This window comes from bacterium (assembly GCA_021158245.1).
Classification (GTDB): Bacteria; Zhuqueibacterota; QNDG01; order QNDG01; family QNDG01; genus QNDG01.
In genome coordinates, this window is sequence record JAGGVB010000009.1 from 1 (window position 1) to 15,808 (window position 15,808).

Sequence of the window (15,808 nt, forward strand, 5' to 3'; positions counted from 1 at the left end):
GGAGTTCCGACAAAAGAGCAGATTACACAATATGTAATGGATACTCTGAATAGCGGACATGTTGTCCCTGGTTACGGACATGCAGTTTTAAGAACAACAGATCCGCGATATGTTGCACAGAGAAAGTACGCATTGGAATATATGCCGGATGATGAAGTATTCAAGATTGTTAATTTACTCTATGAAGTTACTCCAGGCTTGCTAAGCAAGTACAGCAAGGCAAAAAATCCATGGCCGAATGTTGATGCACACTCGGGATGTATGCAGCTCCATTATGGTGTTAAAGAATATGATTTCTATCCGGTGCTTTTTGGTGTATCAAGGGCGATGGGAGTTCTTGCACAATTAATATGGGCCCGTGCACTTGGCGGCCCCATAGAACGTCCTAAATCCATAACTACTGATTGGATTTTAGAGCAGGTAAATAAGGGTAAATAGTTTTATAATCAACACATATAATTGCAGGAGGTGAAATTGGATTACGAACAGTTGCAAAGACCGGAAACAGGAGAAAACATTCGGTTTAAAAACGGTGAAATATTTGTTCCTGATAATCCTGTAATTCCCTTTATTGAGGGTGACGGAATAGGGCCGGATATATGGAGGGCAACAAAAAATGTACTTGATGCTGCAGTTGACAAAGCGTACGGAGGAGAGAAACGCATTGAGTGGTTTAAGATTTATGCAGGACTGTCTGCTTTAAAAGAGTACGGAAATGACAACATTCTGCCTGAAGATACTTTGCAGGCTATAAGAGATTATAAAGTTGCTATTAAAGGTCCTTTGACAACACCTGTAGGAAAATTTGATTATGTCTGTCTGGAATGTTCAAAAGAACAGGATGGCGTTGATGGTAAGCGTCCGGAAAAATGTATAAAGTGCGGTTCTACATTTGTAACCCCGCGATTTAGATCATTGAATGTGCAATTGCGCCGAAAACTTGACCTTTACGCCTGTGTCCGTCCGGTAAGATGGTATCAGGGTGTTCCCTGCCCTGTAAAGGAGCCTGAAAAATTAGATGTTATTATATTCAGGGAGAATACCGAAGATGTCTATGCAGGAATTGAGTTTCAAAAGGGTTCTGATGATGCAGCCAGGCTTCTTGCATTTTTGAAAGATACACTGGGCCAGAATATTCGTAATGACAGCGGTATAGGGATTAAGCCTATATCTGTAACATGCACAAAGCGATTGGTAAGGAAAGCAATAGACTATGCTATCGAAAATAAGAAACCCAATGTTACGCTTGTTCACAAAGGCAATATAATGAAATTTACCGAAGGGGCATTTCGTGATTGGGGATATGAGCTTGCAAAAAGTGAGTATAGAGACCAAATCATAACTGAGCAGGAATTGTGGGACAATTATAACGGGAAAATGCCGGATGATAAAATTTTAATCAAGGATAGAATAGCAGATCAGATTTTTCAGCAGGTTCTGCTGCGCCCGGAAGAGTATAGTGTCCTTGCCACGCCTAATCTGAACGGAGACTATCTTTCGGATGCTTGTGCTGCACAGGTAGGCGGACTCGGACTCGCCCCCGGTGCAAACATTGGTGATGAACTTGCTCTTTTTGAAGCAACTCACGGCACAGCACCTAAATATACGGGGAAGGATATGGTAAATCCCGGCTCCTTAATCCTTTCCGGTGTAATGATGCTGCAATATCTTGGGTGGAGTGAGGCGGCTGACTTAATAGAGGCTGCTTTGGAGAAGACTATTTCCAATAAAACAGTTACTTATGATTTGGAACGCCAGATGAAAGGGGCTGTAAAACTTAAAACTTCCGAGTTTGGTATGAAAATAGTTGAAAACATGTAGGAAGGCAAATACGATGAGTTCAAATACAGAATATTTTTCCCAGGCTGAGCAATATGTATGTGAAGGCAAGCTGAGCAAGGCAATTGAAATCTATGAAAATATACTTAAAGACGATCCAGAGAATATATTAGCTTTAATGAAAATAGGGAATTTTTATTATATGCTGGGCCAGGTTCAGAAAGCGATTGAAAAATATCTAAAAATTATAGAGTTAAAGCCTGGTTATAGTTTTGCCATGTACCGGCTTGGTATTGCTTATTACAGATCTGCTCATTTTAAACTTGCCATAGAGACTTTTGATAAGATTAATAAAGAAGAGACAGAATTATATATGTCTTATAATTGGATGGGCTTATGCTATTATCACATGGGAAGAGAAGACAAGAGTATTGAATGTTATAAAAAATTTATTGAGCATGCTCCGGAACCTACTGTTGTGAATTATCATTTGGCAATTGCAAGCAAGGCAAGAGGAAAATATAATGAGGCGATTGAGAGTCTTTCGCTTCTAATTAATGACCGCCCTGAGCATGTATCAGCCTTTTTTCATTTGGGCATCTGCTATATGCGTATATATGATATTAATAAAGCGCTGGATATGTTTAAAAGAGTGCTGAAGCTGAATCCTGAACATAAGGCAGCTGCAGAATATTATGACAAGATTTCAGATGTTCCGCCGGTTTGATTAAAGAATTATGGTTCTGGCAGCAGAATCAATTTTATTAAGTTATTGAGTTATGTTTTTATTTAACCGGGATTATGGGTGAAGCGTTTTTAAAAATGGTTCACCCATTTTAATAAATGGGATTTATTAATGTTGAGATTCTTCATTTCTGATTTTCTGCTGAGTGCGGTTCCATGTAATAATACAGATTGGAAGCAGAATTCCATATGGGATCCAGAGAAAAAAGCGCCATGGCGCGGGAAGGAGAAATAGAAGAAGCAGAAAAATGATGCCTCCGGCCCACCCGATAATAGACGCTTTTATTGTAAACGCTTTTTCCCGAGGTCCTGATGTGTTGCGAATTGTAGCAAGTGTACCGATCAGGCCTCCGATAATACCGATAATACAGCCAATAATACCGCCGATTAAACCAGGATTCATGATTATCCCCTTTCGTTATTATTGTAAAAATCAGCTGCTGATATATAAATAGCGTTTAATTTTTTTTGTAGGTGTTTTTTCAAAAGGTTCCGGCTGTTCAATTATTTTATGGATTCGTGAATATCCAGAAACGCGTTTATTTATTGTTTTTCGGATAGATTCCAGCAGGTCATTTATCATTTCATGCATCTGCGATTCTGAAAGTTTCTCTTTCATCATTGTTTTGTCAATAGCATTATAATCAAGGTGAACACGTGCCATGATTTTTTCATCCTGCTTGAAAACCAGGGATTCAAGTACATATTCGGTTTCATTAAGATGTGCTTCTATTTCTTCCGGATAAATGTTTTCTCCGCTTGGCCCCAGGATCATATTTTTCAGCCGGCCTTTTATAAACAGGTATCCGTCTGAATCAAGAACACCGAGGTCTCCGGTTTTGAACCAGCCGTCTTTTGTGAATACCTCTTTTGTACGTTCTGGATCTCGATAGTAGCCCTTCATAACATTGGGCCCTTTAACAACAATTTCTCCTTCACCGGTGTTGGGATCCGGATTATCTATTTTGATTTTTACGTTTAGGATCGCAGGCCCGGTTGATCGGAATTTTGTAATAGATGGCCCACAGCCGGCAATAAGAGGAGAGGTTTCTGTCAGCCCGTAACCAATTGCATAGGGGAATTTTGCTTCACGGAGAAAAAATTCGACTTCCGGGGCTAACGGAGCGCCTCCTATACCGAAAAATTTAATGTTTCCCCCAAAACTTGCCATAAGTTTTCTGCCCATTAATTTAGACAGTGGTTTTCGTACACCAGGATAATTTATAAGCCTGCCGATAATACCGGGACGGTTTAATTTTGGTGCAATTTTGCTTTTATAGATTTTTTCCAGAATCAGAGGAACACTTAACATGAATGTGGGTTTTACCTGCTGCATAGCGGGGAGAAGCACTCGTGCAACAGGAGGTTTATCAAGATAGTATATACAGGCGCCGTTCATCAGGGGTAATATCAAACCAATTGTATTTTCGTATGTATGCGACAAAGGCAGAATTGAAAGAAAGCGGTCTGTTCCATCAACAGGTTGTACATTTCCCGAAGAAATGGCATTTGAAACAAGATTAAGATGTGTAAGCATTACGCCTTTTGAATGCCCGGTTGTGCCGGATGTATAAATAATTGTTGCGAGGTCTTTTTCTTTAACCTCACTCTGTATGATGCCTGCTGCTTTACTTGCCCGGTCTATAAATTTTGCATATTCCCTGCCGCCTTCACGAATGATATCTTTTAACTTATCCATCCGCGATTCAGGGGCGGTAATAGAGAAATTATCAATAATAATGGTTGTTGAAATATCAGGAATTTCCATTTCATTTAATTTGTCAAGGAGTTTGTTTGATACAAACAGCCCTTTTGCTCCGGAGTGCCTGAGTATGTGTAGAATTTCAGCAGCATGAAAATCAGGTAAAATCGGCACTGCGACAGCTCCGAGGTATAATACGGCAAAATACGCTATTGCCCAGTTCGGCATATTTTCACTTAAAATAGCCACTCTGTCGCCTTTAACTATTCCCCGGGAATGAAGCAAGTCGGAGAGAGATTGAACCTGCAGCCCGAGGGATTTGTATGTGATGGGCTCTCGTCCTGCAAATGAAAGAGCAGGGTTAGCTGAGTAGTGCTCAATACTTTGTTCGAGCAGGGCGCGGAGTGTTTTATTTTTCAGTTGTGTCATTGGAAAATCCTTTTTAGTGTCTGTTGTATAATAATAAAATATAAAGATTTTGATAAAATATAAAAGTAAAATTATTGTAAAATTTTCCCGGAGTACATATTTGAAAAAATTTGTTATTGATTTTGGTTTGATTTTTTAAATTTGATTATTATATTTGTTTAATTAAACCTTCCGGAGAAAATAAAATGAAGATTAAATACCTATTGGAATTTTTTTAGTCACATTCGCTGTTCAGTCCTGCTGTTGTGGGAGATATAAGGGATCCTAAATTAGTGCATCTTGACGGATTGAACCTCAGCTGTGCATTGCCTCAGCCTTGCCTGCAGATGATCCTTGTGCGTCAGGTTCTGACAGATGCAGCAGATGCACTTAAGAATGTTGCAAGCGGTGATTATGCAGGGGAGCACTGGCTTGCTTTCTTTGCAGTTTATATGCTTACTGCGCAGTCTGATTAAATTAGGAGTTTGTATGAAGCGGATATTTTCCTGGAATGTAAACGGCATTCGAGCATGGGCTAATAAGGGGCTTATTGAATGGCTGAAAGAATCATCACCTGATATTATTGCGATTCAGGAGACAAAGGCGCATCCGGATCAATTGTCTGATGAACTTCTGAATATTGAGGGATATACCAGTTATTTTTCTTCTGCAGTACGAAAAGGATACAGCGGCACTGCAGTTTATACTAAAGAAAAACCGGTAAAAGTTGAGTCTCTGGGAAATGCTGATTTTGATAATGAGGGACGCACTGTTATTGCACATTATCCTGAGTTTACATTGATAAATTCCTATTTCCCTAATAGCCAGGCAGAAGGCGCACGGCTTGAATATAAGCTTGCCTATTGTGATTTTGTTCTGAATAAGTGCGGAGCTTTTGTTGATGAGGGCAGGAATGTCGTAATATGCGGTGATTTTAATATTGCTCATACTGAGATAGATCTTAAAAACCCAAAGGCAAACGAAAAGAATCCAGGGTATCTTCCTGAAGAGAGGCAGTGGATGAGTAAATTTCTTGATTCAGGATATGTGGATGTTTTCAGAAACCTCCATCCGGGAGAGCCGGGGCACTACACATGGTGGTCCTACAGATTCAATGCACGTGCAAAAGACATAGGGTGGAGGATTGATTATTTTTGTGTGGATAAAGCTTTTTCGAACGCTGTAAAAACTTCAGAAATACATAAGGATGTTATGGGATCCGATCACTGCCCGCTGAGCATTACATTGGACGTATGATGATATGAATTAAAATAGATTTTTAAAATTCGGGGGCCGCAATGAAAAAAATAATCCTTAAATGTTTTTTATCTTTCATGTTTTTTTTGCCGGTTTTTTCTAAAGAGAATACTACTGGTTCCGATTCTCTAAATTTGAATAATTCTTCCCTGCTTAGTATTAACAATGTTTCCATGTGGGCCCGTTCTGATGGTGTTTTGGCAAAAGGTCCTAATTATATAAACGGTGTAGTTTACCCAAAAGGTACGGCAAGTGTGATATATACAGACGGTTTTCTCTGGGGAGGATTTGTGCATGACAACAGGATTCCTTCGCTTAGAGCCGGAGGTTCTTTATATGTCAGTGGTTTAACTCCAGGTAAGATTTTATCAGGAGGCATCCGGGAAAGTATTGATCCTTCAGAGCGTACAATCTGGAACATACGAAAAGACTATGAAACTGCAGACCTGACTGAAACTGCCAGAATTTTATTCAACTATACGGATACTACTAATCATCCAACAGTTGAAGAAATTAATAAAGTACGAAAAATGTATAAAGAATCATGGAAAACATGGCCCTGGCAGAAAGGTGCACCTTTTTATGATAAAAACAACAACGGAATTATGGATCAGGGAGAAAAGCCCGGACTTTTAAATGCTGACCAGGTAGTCTGGTTTGTTTGTAATGATGAAGATGCTTATAAATGCTGTAAATTTCTCGGCTCACCTCCTTTCGGTATTGAACTACAGGTAACATTGTGGGCATATAACAGAAAAGGCGGCAATATGGAACAGGCATTACAGCAAACTGTATTCAGACGTTACCGATTTATTTACAAGGGAACTGAAGACACACCGGATTCTGCAAGAATTGACAGTATGTTTGTCTCCATGTGGTCTGACTGTGAAATAGGAAACCGCTTAGATGATTATGTGGGATGTGATACTCTTTTGGATTTAATGTTCGGATATAACAGCAGTACAATAGATGGCGAGTTTGAGAAATACAATTTATCACCACCTGCAGCAGGATATGCTTTTTTACAGGGGCCTATTGTTTTTACAGGAAATTCGCGTGATAAAGCCTTATGTGTCTCAGGCGAAAAATATTTATATAAAAATCTAAATATGTCAGTTTTTAATTATTTTGCAGGAGACTTCATAGGGACTGAAAGTTCTATTTTTCAATCATATAGTGTATATGAGTATACCCTTCAATGGTATAATTTGATGAATGGCCTGGGGTCCCCCCTTTCGACACCCTTCGACAGGCTCAGGGTAAAAGCTCAGGACAACGCCTTAAGGGGGACAAAACATGAACAACAAGTAATGCTTTAGCATTTTTCGGGCGGAGATTTGCAGATGCCGGCCTTCAAAGCCAACCTTTTTTGTAAAATCACCGCATAGTATTTTATTAGCTTAAATTTAATATTTACGGACATTACCCAATAGATTCGATATAGAGCCTTAATTATTTTGGATATCTGCATAAAAAATTTATAACCCAGAGCCACTGGCTCAGCCAAAGGTTTGAAGATTAAATAAAATCCACATTTACAAATGTCAATCTTTTTCCTTGACTTTCCAATATAATTTAGTTACAATAAATAAACCTATTCTTAAATATATTTTGCATCATTCATCAAAGCATAAAGAGAAGCGTTTCCAAACGGGGAGAGACGAACCGGAAGTTATTAACATTAACGGACTTTGCCCTTGAAAAAACAGAACGTTTATCCTTTTTATGCAAATCCCGGCCGCCCCGCAGAGCAAAAACTATTTGCTGAAAGTCAAGTAAAAACGATAGATTGATGTTCGATGATTGTTCTTTGAGAACGGTATCATTTAAGCTCAGGAAGAATGTACTTTCCCCTTAAATCCGGACGCACTTTGCTTGCTGTAGTCTCAAAGCCAGCTTGGGTGTGCCGTCCTGGTTGTCTTATCTTCTCTGCCCGACTAATTTCTAAATTTGCTAACCGTTATTTACTATACTTAGAATTGATTAAAAATATAATTGAAAAGGTTACAGAGGTATTATCTCAACATTGATAGTAACATTATAAAAATTGAACTGTGCATACCGTACAATTTAAATAAAAGGAGATCTAATAATGAAAAACTTCATTCTGATGTTCGCCATTTTATTAACTGTTGCATCGTGTCAGAATAAACAGAACACTATGACACAGAAGGATGTCGAACAGGCCATTCTTGCCCAGGAGCACAAAGCACTGGATCGTTGGGCTGCAGGAGACCCTCTCGGTTTTTCTCAAAATTTCGCAGATGATGTCACGTACTTTGACGATATTGCTGCACAAACGAGGCTCGATGGAATCGAAGAAGTGCAGAACTATCTCAAATCTCTTGAAGGGAAAATTCCTTCCCATACTTACAAAATAGTAGATCCCAAGGTTCAGGTCTACGGTGATATTGCGATTGCTACCCTGCACTACAATACCAGTATTGACGGTAAGCCGGGCCCCCCGTGGAAGGCAACAGAAGTGTACAGGTTAACAGACGGCCAGTGGCACGTCGTACACGCTCATTGGTCTCTGGTGAAAGAGCAGTGACGCTTGAAGCATTTACACAACCAGGCATTGAGAATACGCACCTGAAATCTTAATACTCAATGGTAAGATAAATAAACTTGGTTTGTCCGGAAAGGCAGAGAGCCCCGGTAGTAATATTAACTGGGGTTTTCATTAGCCTAAGTGGGTCTTGAATCCCAAAATTATGAACGGTGTTATTACTTAAAGTTATTAAAAGCAACTAAATATTTACTGAGTGTCGAAGCGACCAAAATCATTGAATTATAGCTCGGTAAATAACAATAGCATTAACTCAGACGCAAAAACGCAGGGCGGGTTTTCCAAATTTATTAATCCGGCGATGTATAATTTTGTCATGAGAAGCAGTAGCCACTTTCTTTTGCGCTGGTTATGCTGGGGCCGTTATTTGTTTACAAAGACCGAGAAAACATTTGACGTTCATTTAAACTATGCGTAGATTTAAAACAATATGTTGCGGGTGGAAGCGATTACGAATGCATCCAGAGAATAGTCACACATAAGGCTGCCTGTTTATAAGAAAAGAGTATCCCCGCAGACCCGGCTCTTATTTAAAGACCTCCGGGGATCAGGCAGCAGCGATGATTATCAAGTAAAAAGGATATAAAGTTTAAGCGCTTAATATTTTCACCCGAACGCTATTAAACAAAAATAATATGAAACTATATATCAAATACATGGTCAGCTTGCGATGCAAAATGATGGTAGAAGAAGAGCTGAAAAAGCTTGGAATACGCTATGTCATTGTTGAGCTGGGCATGGTCAATATATTAGAAGATATAACACAGGACCAGCGTGACCAGTTGAAAAAAAACCTTCTGAAGTCAGGGCTTGAGCTGCTGGATGATAAAAAGAGCATACTGATTGAAAAGATTAAAAATGTGATTGTTGAAATGATTCATTATTCTGATGAGTTACCCAAGGTAAATTATTCAGATTATATAAGTGAAAAATTAGGTTATGATTATACCTATCTGGCTAACACCTTTTCGGAAGTCAGCGGTATCACGATTCAACAATTCATCATCAACCATAAAATTGAAAAAGTTAAAGAATTATTATTGTATAACGAATTAAATCTAACAGAGATTTCCTATAAACTACATTACAGCAGTGTCGCCCACTTGTCAAACCAATTTAAAAAAGTCACCGGTTTATCTCCCTCTTTTTACAAACAATTAAAGCAAAAACGCAAGAAAAACCTGGAAAACATGTGATATATGTAACATTTTTCCAGATATATGTAACACTTTATTGCCTCAATATCACTACCTTCTTAAGTTAAGTTTTATTGTCGATGACAAATACAACTTGTTTTAAGAACTCATTAACCGCTATTAATACATGCTTATTTTTGAAAGACCAAGATAGGTTCGTAATCCTATTAACGGTTATTAAAGTGAAATAAACCACACGAATCTACAAGTAAATTCTGGACAATTAGCGTATTCAGTCATGGATACTTAAAAAATAATTAATTTAAGTGGTACCTTATGAGAACAAACGCAATCGTATACAGTGAAAATGAATTTGGAAAGCTCGATGGTAAAGTGGCAAATGGCCTCGCCAGGCAATCGGAGAAATATAAAATTCTTGGTATTATTGACAGTTCAAAAGCAGGTCTTGATGCTGGTGAATATCTGGATGGAATTAAAAACGGGATACCCATCTTTGGGAGTATGGATAAGGCCATTGAAAATTTGGGCTATGTTCCGAAAACTTTCATCTATGGCATTGCTCCGCTCTCCACATATCTTAATGTTACCCAGCGAGATATAATTTTCTCTGCCATGAAAAAAGGCATGAACATTGTAAGCGGCCTGCCCGAATACTTTACAGATGATGAAGAGTTTGTACAAAAGGCACAAAAATATAACGTGGAATTAATTGATGTAAGGAAACCTCCACACCGTAAAGACCTGCATCTTTTCTCAGGGCGAATCATAAATGTCGATATACCGGTCATCACCATATTGGGCACTGACTGTGCTGTCGGCAAGAGAACAACAGCCCTTTGTCTTGTGGAAGCCTTAAGGCAACAGGGTGTAAAAGCATCATTTGTAACAACAGGTCAGACCGGCCTGCTTCAGGGCTCCAAATTTGGTATTGCAGTGGATGTGTTAACCACAGGTTACTCCACAGGTGAAGTTGAAAATGCCGTTGTTTCTGCTTATGAACAAGAGGACCCGGATATTATTGTGGTGGAAGGTCAGGGATCCCTGGGGCACCCCGCGTTTACTTCTTCTGTTGCCATATTAAAAGGCGCCATGCCCAATGCAATTATCCTGCAGCACCCTCCCAAACGAAATTACCGCTGCGATTTCTCCAATTTCCCCATGCCCACCCTTGAAAGCGAAATTGAATTATTGGAAGTATTCTCCAAGTCAAAGGTCATTGCCATTACACTCAATCATGAAGACATGACCGATAGCGAAGTAGAAAATACAATCATAGAGTATGAATTCAAATATGAAATACCCACAACAGACGTTCTGAAGTTCGGTTCTGAAAAACTTGTCAATCAATTATTATATATTTTCCCGGAACTGCAGGAAAGCGCATCTCTGGCATGCCAACTCCTAGAATAGAGATAGATCTCGGGAAGATAGCCCATAATGCAAAAACCCTGAAGGATCTGTATGGTTCAAAAGGCATCGATATAACAGGCGTCACAAAAGTTGTGTGCGGTAACCCTGATATTGCTGATGTTTTGTTAAAAAGCGGCATTACTATGCTCGCTGATTCACGACTATCCAATATTATCAAAATGCGTGATGTAGGAATTGATGCACAATTCCTTCTTCTCAGAACACCTTTCCTCAGTCAGGCTGAAACAGTTGTAAAGTATGCTGATATTAGTCTGAATTCTGAAATTTCAGTGATTCAAAAGTTGTCACATTTTGCGGTAAAACATGATGCCACGCATCAAATTATTTTAATGGTGGAGCTTGGCGATTTAAGGGAAGGTCTCATGCCAGCTGATTTAGAGAATACGATTCAACAGGTCTTGGAGCTCGAAGGCATTGAGTTTGCAGGTGTGGGAATAAATCTGGCTTGTTTTGGAGGAATCAAACCGGATGATGACAAAATGGACTGTTTGTCTTCTATCGTAAGGGATATTGAAGAAAAGTTCGGACTGATACTAGAGTTTGTTTCCGGTGGCAACTCTGCTAATTACAACTGGTTTATGTCAACGAAGGATATCGGAAGAATCAATAATCTGCGGTTGGGTGAATCAATATTTCTGGGCCGTGAGACCCTCAATCGTGAACCCATTCCCGGATTGTTTACGGATGCATTTGTTCTGGTTGCAGAAGTGATTGAATCAAAAATAAAGCCTTCCCTTCCCTCTGGAGAGGTGGGTCAGGATGCTTTTGGTAATATCCCAGAGTTTCGGGATTACGGCCCAATGAATAGAGCTATCCTGGGGATTGGCTTACAGGACGTCCCAGTTTCCGGATTGACTCCCCGATTGGATGTTGATATCCTGGGGGCAAGTAGTGATCATCTCATTATTAATTCAAAAAAATTGGAAATAAAAGTAGGGCACGAATTGGAATTCGATCTGAATTACGGAGCGTTGCTTGCAGCCATGACTTCACCGTACATAATAAAGGAACACGTGGCTTTATGAACACAAGAGAATATTGGGCCTATGTCGAATTGCACGGATAATTATAATCCCCGTTTGTGTACGAACGCGGCTTGTCAATTATCGTTTTCATAGCAGGTTAATGCTTTGGTTGTCTTCGGCGAAGCGTGAATTTCCCGGAGTCAGCAGATGCCAAGCAGTTTGTGGACGGTTTTCATCCTGGTGTTTGGACAAAAACTCCTGGCCGCGCCGGTAAAAGCAAACCGTTATCTGCACATCAGGTTCAATTTGATAACACTTTTCAGTTAGCGACAAGAAGGTCAGTCAATATACTACAAAAAAGACTGCTGTAATAGCAGCCTTTTTAATTTAACTCCACAGGGGCTCTTGCCCATGCGCAGCCGCCAAAATAGGATTTTCTGTAAATAAAAGATCTACTACCCTTTGATTTAAATAATTCTTAACTTGTTTTGGCATAGTTATCTGTTTGCTCCTTTTTATGGTTTGTATTGGGCTATGGGAGTTTACAATTACTTTGCCTTTTTTCAAATTACGCTGGGTGCAAACTTTAATGTACACAATCTCAAAAGATTATTTGCATATTAAAATATCTGTTTGTAAAAATTGTATTAAACCATTTAACAGCTATCTCAGTCTTACATGTAAACAGGGACAGGTGAATGCAGGAAAATGAAATTGTAAAAAAATGTCAGGAAGGAGATGTTCAGGCGTTCCGTGCACTGTTTGACAGGTATGCAGTGCCTCTGTTAAATACAGGAGTTCGCATGCTTCACAATAAGCATGATGCGGAAGATGCTGTTCAGATTACTTTTGTTAAGCTGTACAAAAATATAAAAAGATTTCGGTATGAATCAAAATTTAGTACATATCTATTCAGAATACACATAAGGGTCTGCCTTGATATGGTTAAAAAGAATAAAAGAGCGAGAATGCAGATTTTAGAAGAAAATTCAATCAAAACAGAGCCTGATTATGAGTTAAAGATGCAGATTGACGATGCAATAGAAAAGCTTCCTCCTCAGCAGAAAGCCTGTTTTATTCTTTATGCTGTTGAAGGATTTAAACAGCAGGAGATTGCAGAAGTGATGAATCTTTCAACAGGAAGCGTAAAATCAAATATTTTTCATGCAAGGGTAAAGCTGCGAAAAAAAATTTTGGCAGACGACAACGGGAGTGTCAAATGAAGTGCGGAGAATTTGATAGGTACCTCCTCGGAGAGATAAGCGGGGAAAAATTTGAAGAGCACATGCTTACCTGTCCAGAATGCAGAAGAGAATACGAAGCAGATAAAATTATCCTGGCTTATACAAAATCAAAGAGCAGCACGGAAAATGCATCCTATCTCTGGCCAGGAGTAGAAAATGCAATCTTAAAAGAAACAAAAAGAGAGCAGTATGTAAATATCATACGTAGGGTTGTAAGCATTGCTGCTGTAGTTTTATTGGTTCTCGGGATTTCATGGCAGATTAAGTTCCGATATTCCATTTCAAATTCGGATTTTCTTGCTGAATCAGCATTAAAAAGAGTTGAATCTCTTGAAGCAAAATATGAACAGGCAATTGATGATTTGGAGAAACAGGCTCTGCCCGAAATGCAAAGCATGGATACGGATCTGGCCTTTTTATACAAAGACAAGCTGGAAACTATTGACAAGCAGATAAGGGAGTGTAAAAATGCTATGCGGGAAAATCCGGGAAACGGCAGGATCAGGCGCTATTTGCTTGCAGCATTAAAAGATAAAAAGCAGACTCTTTCAGAAATGATCAAGTACAACAACAATAATATTTAGATAACAGAAAGGAAACATTATGCGGAAATTAATTCTTACCCATACTTTAATAACAGTATTTCTTGTTTCATGTATAAACAAAACCGAAAATTTAAATTGGTTAATTCAGAATGGTGAGTTTTCAAAAGCAAGTAATTTTATTGAACATAAACTTGAGAACAATGATAATCTTTCAAACAATGAAATTGAAATTTTAAATAAAAAGTTAAACGATCTTAAAGCAGTAAAAAATGATTATACAAAAACACACGATGAAGTCTTTAAAGAACTAAAAGAGAAAATCACAGATCTGACAGAAAAGGATATGCAGAAATGGGAAAAAGACTATAGCCTGGAATATTATCTGATTGACGGACAAAAAAAGTATTATTCGGGTTGCATATTTGATCTGTTTCAGGTTAACAGAGAATCAGCGCAACGTGCTGGTATTGATGACGATAATGAATATGATGCATCAAAATACTCAATGGAAACCATTAATGCTTTTAATAAAGATTCTGTATTTTCAAAAAAGATTAACGTTGCATTCAGTTATTTTCAGAATCTGGATGTAATTCCCCGGGGAGATATTTTACGGGCATGGATTCCTTATGTCCGCGAAAATAAATTTCAAACAGATATACGAATAATTAAAAAAAACATCAAAGACGTCACCTTTCCCGCAAAGGGTAATTTAACCTCAATGCTGTATTTTGAACATAAAGTGGATAATGGATACAATTCAAAAAGTGAATGGAAAAGATTTTTTGAAACACCTGAATATTCCTGGATTTCTCCAATGAAAAAACGTAAATTTATCAGCGATTCCACTTTCCTGCTACAGTTTGTATATAAATATACATCAAAAGCGTGCTATAAAGAGATTGCTCCGGAAACTATCCAACCCTGCAACAAAAAAGATGCGGACTATCAAAAGTATACCAAAGAAACAGTATACAACCAATTTACTGATTATCTGAAAAATTTATCAAAAGAAATAGTGGGTAATGAAACTAATAATTATCTGAAAGCAAGGCGAATTTATGAATGGATATGCAATAATATTACCTGGACTTCGCCCAAAGCGGTAATTGGCGATTATGCAGAATATACTGCAAAATATAAAAGGGGCGATTGCGGGGCAAAATCAAATTTATTTATTTCCCTTTGCAGAATTAATAAAATCCCTGCAAGAAGTCAGGGCGGTTGGGTAATTAAACCGCGTGGATTTTGTGCACAACATTCATGGGCACAAGTTTATTTTGAGCCTTACGGGTGGTTGCCAGTAGATGTCACTATGGGTAAAGCGTTAATCGACAGTAAGGATGAACGATTAAAGTATTTCTATTTCGGAAATTGCACACCATACCACATGGTTATTTATGACGATGATTCAGAAATTATTCCACATAAGGAATTCCAATGCTTAACCGGCGGTGGAGCACAATTAGGAGTATTCCAATGGAAAGGCGGAGATTTAGAACCCTTTATAAAAATTGATTCTTTTGTTGAATAGTAATTAAAGGAGCCCGTTATGAAAAAAATTATATCAATAATGTTAAGCACAGTAGTTCTTGCAGCGTCCGGTGTTCTTGCTGCAGATAGAAGTTTGATAAAAGATGCAGTAACTAAAAGTTTTCACAAAACCCTGAAAGTTCAAAGCGGAAAAACACTCTACATAAAAGATTCCAGGGCAGATATTGACATTTCCAGGGGCAATAACGGTCAGGTTACTGCAAATGCTGAAATTTCTGTTCAGTATAAAAACAGACGTTTTGAAGAAAAATACCTTGAGGAATGTGAGCTGATTTTGAAACCTTATGCAGACGGATTTAAAATAACCGTAAACACTCCTGCGAAAAGAAAGAGATCAGATAGAAATGTAGTCAATAAATTTTTACGAGAACTGTTCAAGGGTAATGTTGATTCGTTTTCTGAGGCGATAAAGATTAAAATCAAAATTCCTGAAAAGACAAATTTAAATATTGA

The 15,808-nt window shown here is 38.4% G+C and carries 16 protein-coding genes; 14 read left to right on the forward strand and 2 right to left on the reverse strand.

Features of this window, described 5'->3' with window-relative positions:
* The 3 genes from J7K93_00415 to J7K93_00425 all read left to right on the forward strand — a co-directional run.
* The coding region (locus J7K93_00415) for a citrate (Si)-synthase (GenBank protein MCD6115452.1) at window positions 1–438 on the forward strand (438 nt) is incomplete at its 5' end.
* Between the two features lie 99 nt (window positions 439–537).
* Window positions 538–1,821 carry an NADP-dependent isocitrate dehydrogenase gene (locus tag J7K93_00420; protein ID MCD6115453.1) on the forward strand — a complete coding sequence of 428 codons (1,284 nt, stop codon included), beginning with the start codon at window positions 538–540 and terminating at the stop codon, window positions 1,819–1,821.
* A 13-nt stretch (window positions 1,822–1,834) separates the two neighbouring features.
* A complete protein-coding gene (locus J7K93_00425) occupies window positions 1,835–2,506 on the forward strand; it encodes a tetratricopeptide repeat protein (GenBank protein MCD6115454.1) in 672 nt (223 codons plus the stop codon).
* A 126-nt stretch (window positions 2,507–2,632) separates the two neighbouring features.
* Here the strand turns inward: J7K93_00425 and J7K93_00430 are convergent, their stop codons facing one another.
* Window positions 2,633–2,926: a hypothetical protein gene (locus J7K93_00430; protein ID MCD6115455.1), complete on the reverse strand. Its 294-nt coding sequence runs from the start codon at window positions 2,924–2,926 to the stop codon at window positions 2,633–2,635.
* A 30-nt stretch (window positions 2,927–2,956) separates the two neighbouring features.
* Entirely contained in the window at window positions 2,957–4,654 is a 1,698-nt protein-coding gene (locus J7K93_00435) for an AMP-binding protein (GenBank protein ID MCD6115456.1), read from the reverse strand.
* A gap of 227 nt (window positions 4,655–4,881) precedes the next feature.
* Here J7K93_00435 and J7K93_00440 point away from each other — a divergent pair, with 227 nt between their 5' ends.
* From J7K93_00440 to J7K93_00490, 11 genes are all read left to right on the forward strand, one after another.
* Window positions 4,882–5,109 (forward strand): DUF2891 family protein, encoded by a 228-nt coding sequence (locus tag J7K93_00440; GenBank protein MCD6115457.1) that lies wholly within the window; start codon window positions 4,882–4,884, stop codon window positions 5,107–5,109.
* A 13-nt stretch (window positions 5,110–5,122) separates the two neighbouring features.
* Window positions 5,123–5,890, forward strand: a complete 768-nt coding sequence (gene xth, locus J7K93_00445; protein ID MCD6115458.1) for an exodeoxyribonuclease III — start codon at window positions 5,123–5,125, stop codon at window positions 5,888–5,890.
* A gap of 41 nt (window positions 5,891–5,931) precedes the next feature.
* On the forward strand, window positions 5,932–7,209 hold the full coding sequence (locus J7K93_00450) for a hypothetical protein (protein ID MCD6115459.1): 1,278 nt from the start codon (window positions 5,932–5,934) through the stop codon (window positions 7,207–7,209).
* A 773-nt stretch (window positions 7,210–7,982) separates the two neighbouring features.
* Window positions 7,983–8,441, forward strand: coding sequence for a nuclear transport factor 2 family protein (locus J7K93_00455; GenBank protein MCD6115460.1), 459 nt, complete (start codon window positions 7,983–7,985; stop codon window positions 8,439–8,441).
* 653 nt (window positions 8,442–9,094) lie between these two features.
* Window positions 9,095–9,655, forward strand: a complete 561-nt coding sequence (locus J7K93_00460) for a helix-turn-helix transcriptional regulator (protein MCD6115461.1) — start codon at window positions 9,095–9,097, stop codon at window positions 9,653–9,655.
* A gap of 276 nt (window positions 9,656–9,931) precedes the next feature.
* Window positions 9,932–11,026 (forward strand): DUF1611 domain-containing protein, encoded by a 1,095-nt coding sequence (locus tag J7K93_00465; GenBank protein MCD6115462.1) that lies wholly within the window; start codon window positions 9,932–9,934, stop codon window positions 11,024–11,026.
* The gene (locus tag J7K93_00470; GenBank protein ID MCD6115463.1) at window positions 11,008–12,072 is read left to right on the forward strand and encodes an alanine/ornithine racemase family PLP-dependent enzyme; all 1,065 of its coding nucleotides are present in this window, start codon (window positions 11,008–11,010) and stop codon (window positions 12,070–12,072) included. Before J7K93_00465 ends, J7K93_00470 begins: the two co-directional genes overlap by 19 nt.
* Window positions 12,073–12,710: 638 nt before the next feature.
* Complete coding sequence (locus tag J7K93_00475) at window positions 12,711–13,235, forward strand: RNA polymerase sigma factor (GenBank protein ID MCD6115464.1); 525 nt, start codon at window positions 12,711–12,713, stop codon at window positions 13,233–13,235.
* On the forward strand, window positions 13,232–13,840 hold the full coding sequence (locus tag J7K93_00480) for a hypothetical protein (protein ID MCD6115465.1): 609 nt from the start codon (window positions 13,232–13,234) through the stop codon (window positions 13,838–13,840). Before J7K93_00475 ends, J7K93_00480 begins: the two co-directional genes overlap by 4 nt.
* Window positions 13,841–13,859: 19 nt before the next feature.
* Entirely contained in the window at window positions 13,860–15,335 is a 1,476-nt protein-coding gene (locus J7K93_00485; protein MCD6115466.1) for a transglutaminase domain-containing protein, read from the forward strand.
* A gap of 18 nt (window positions 15,336–15,353) precedes the next feature.
* Window positions 15,354–15,808 (forward strand): hypothetical protein (locus tag J7K93_00490; protein MCD6115467.1); only part of this gene is annotated, 455 nt, incomplete at its 3' end.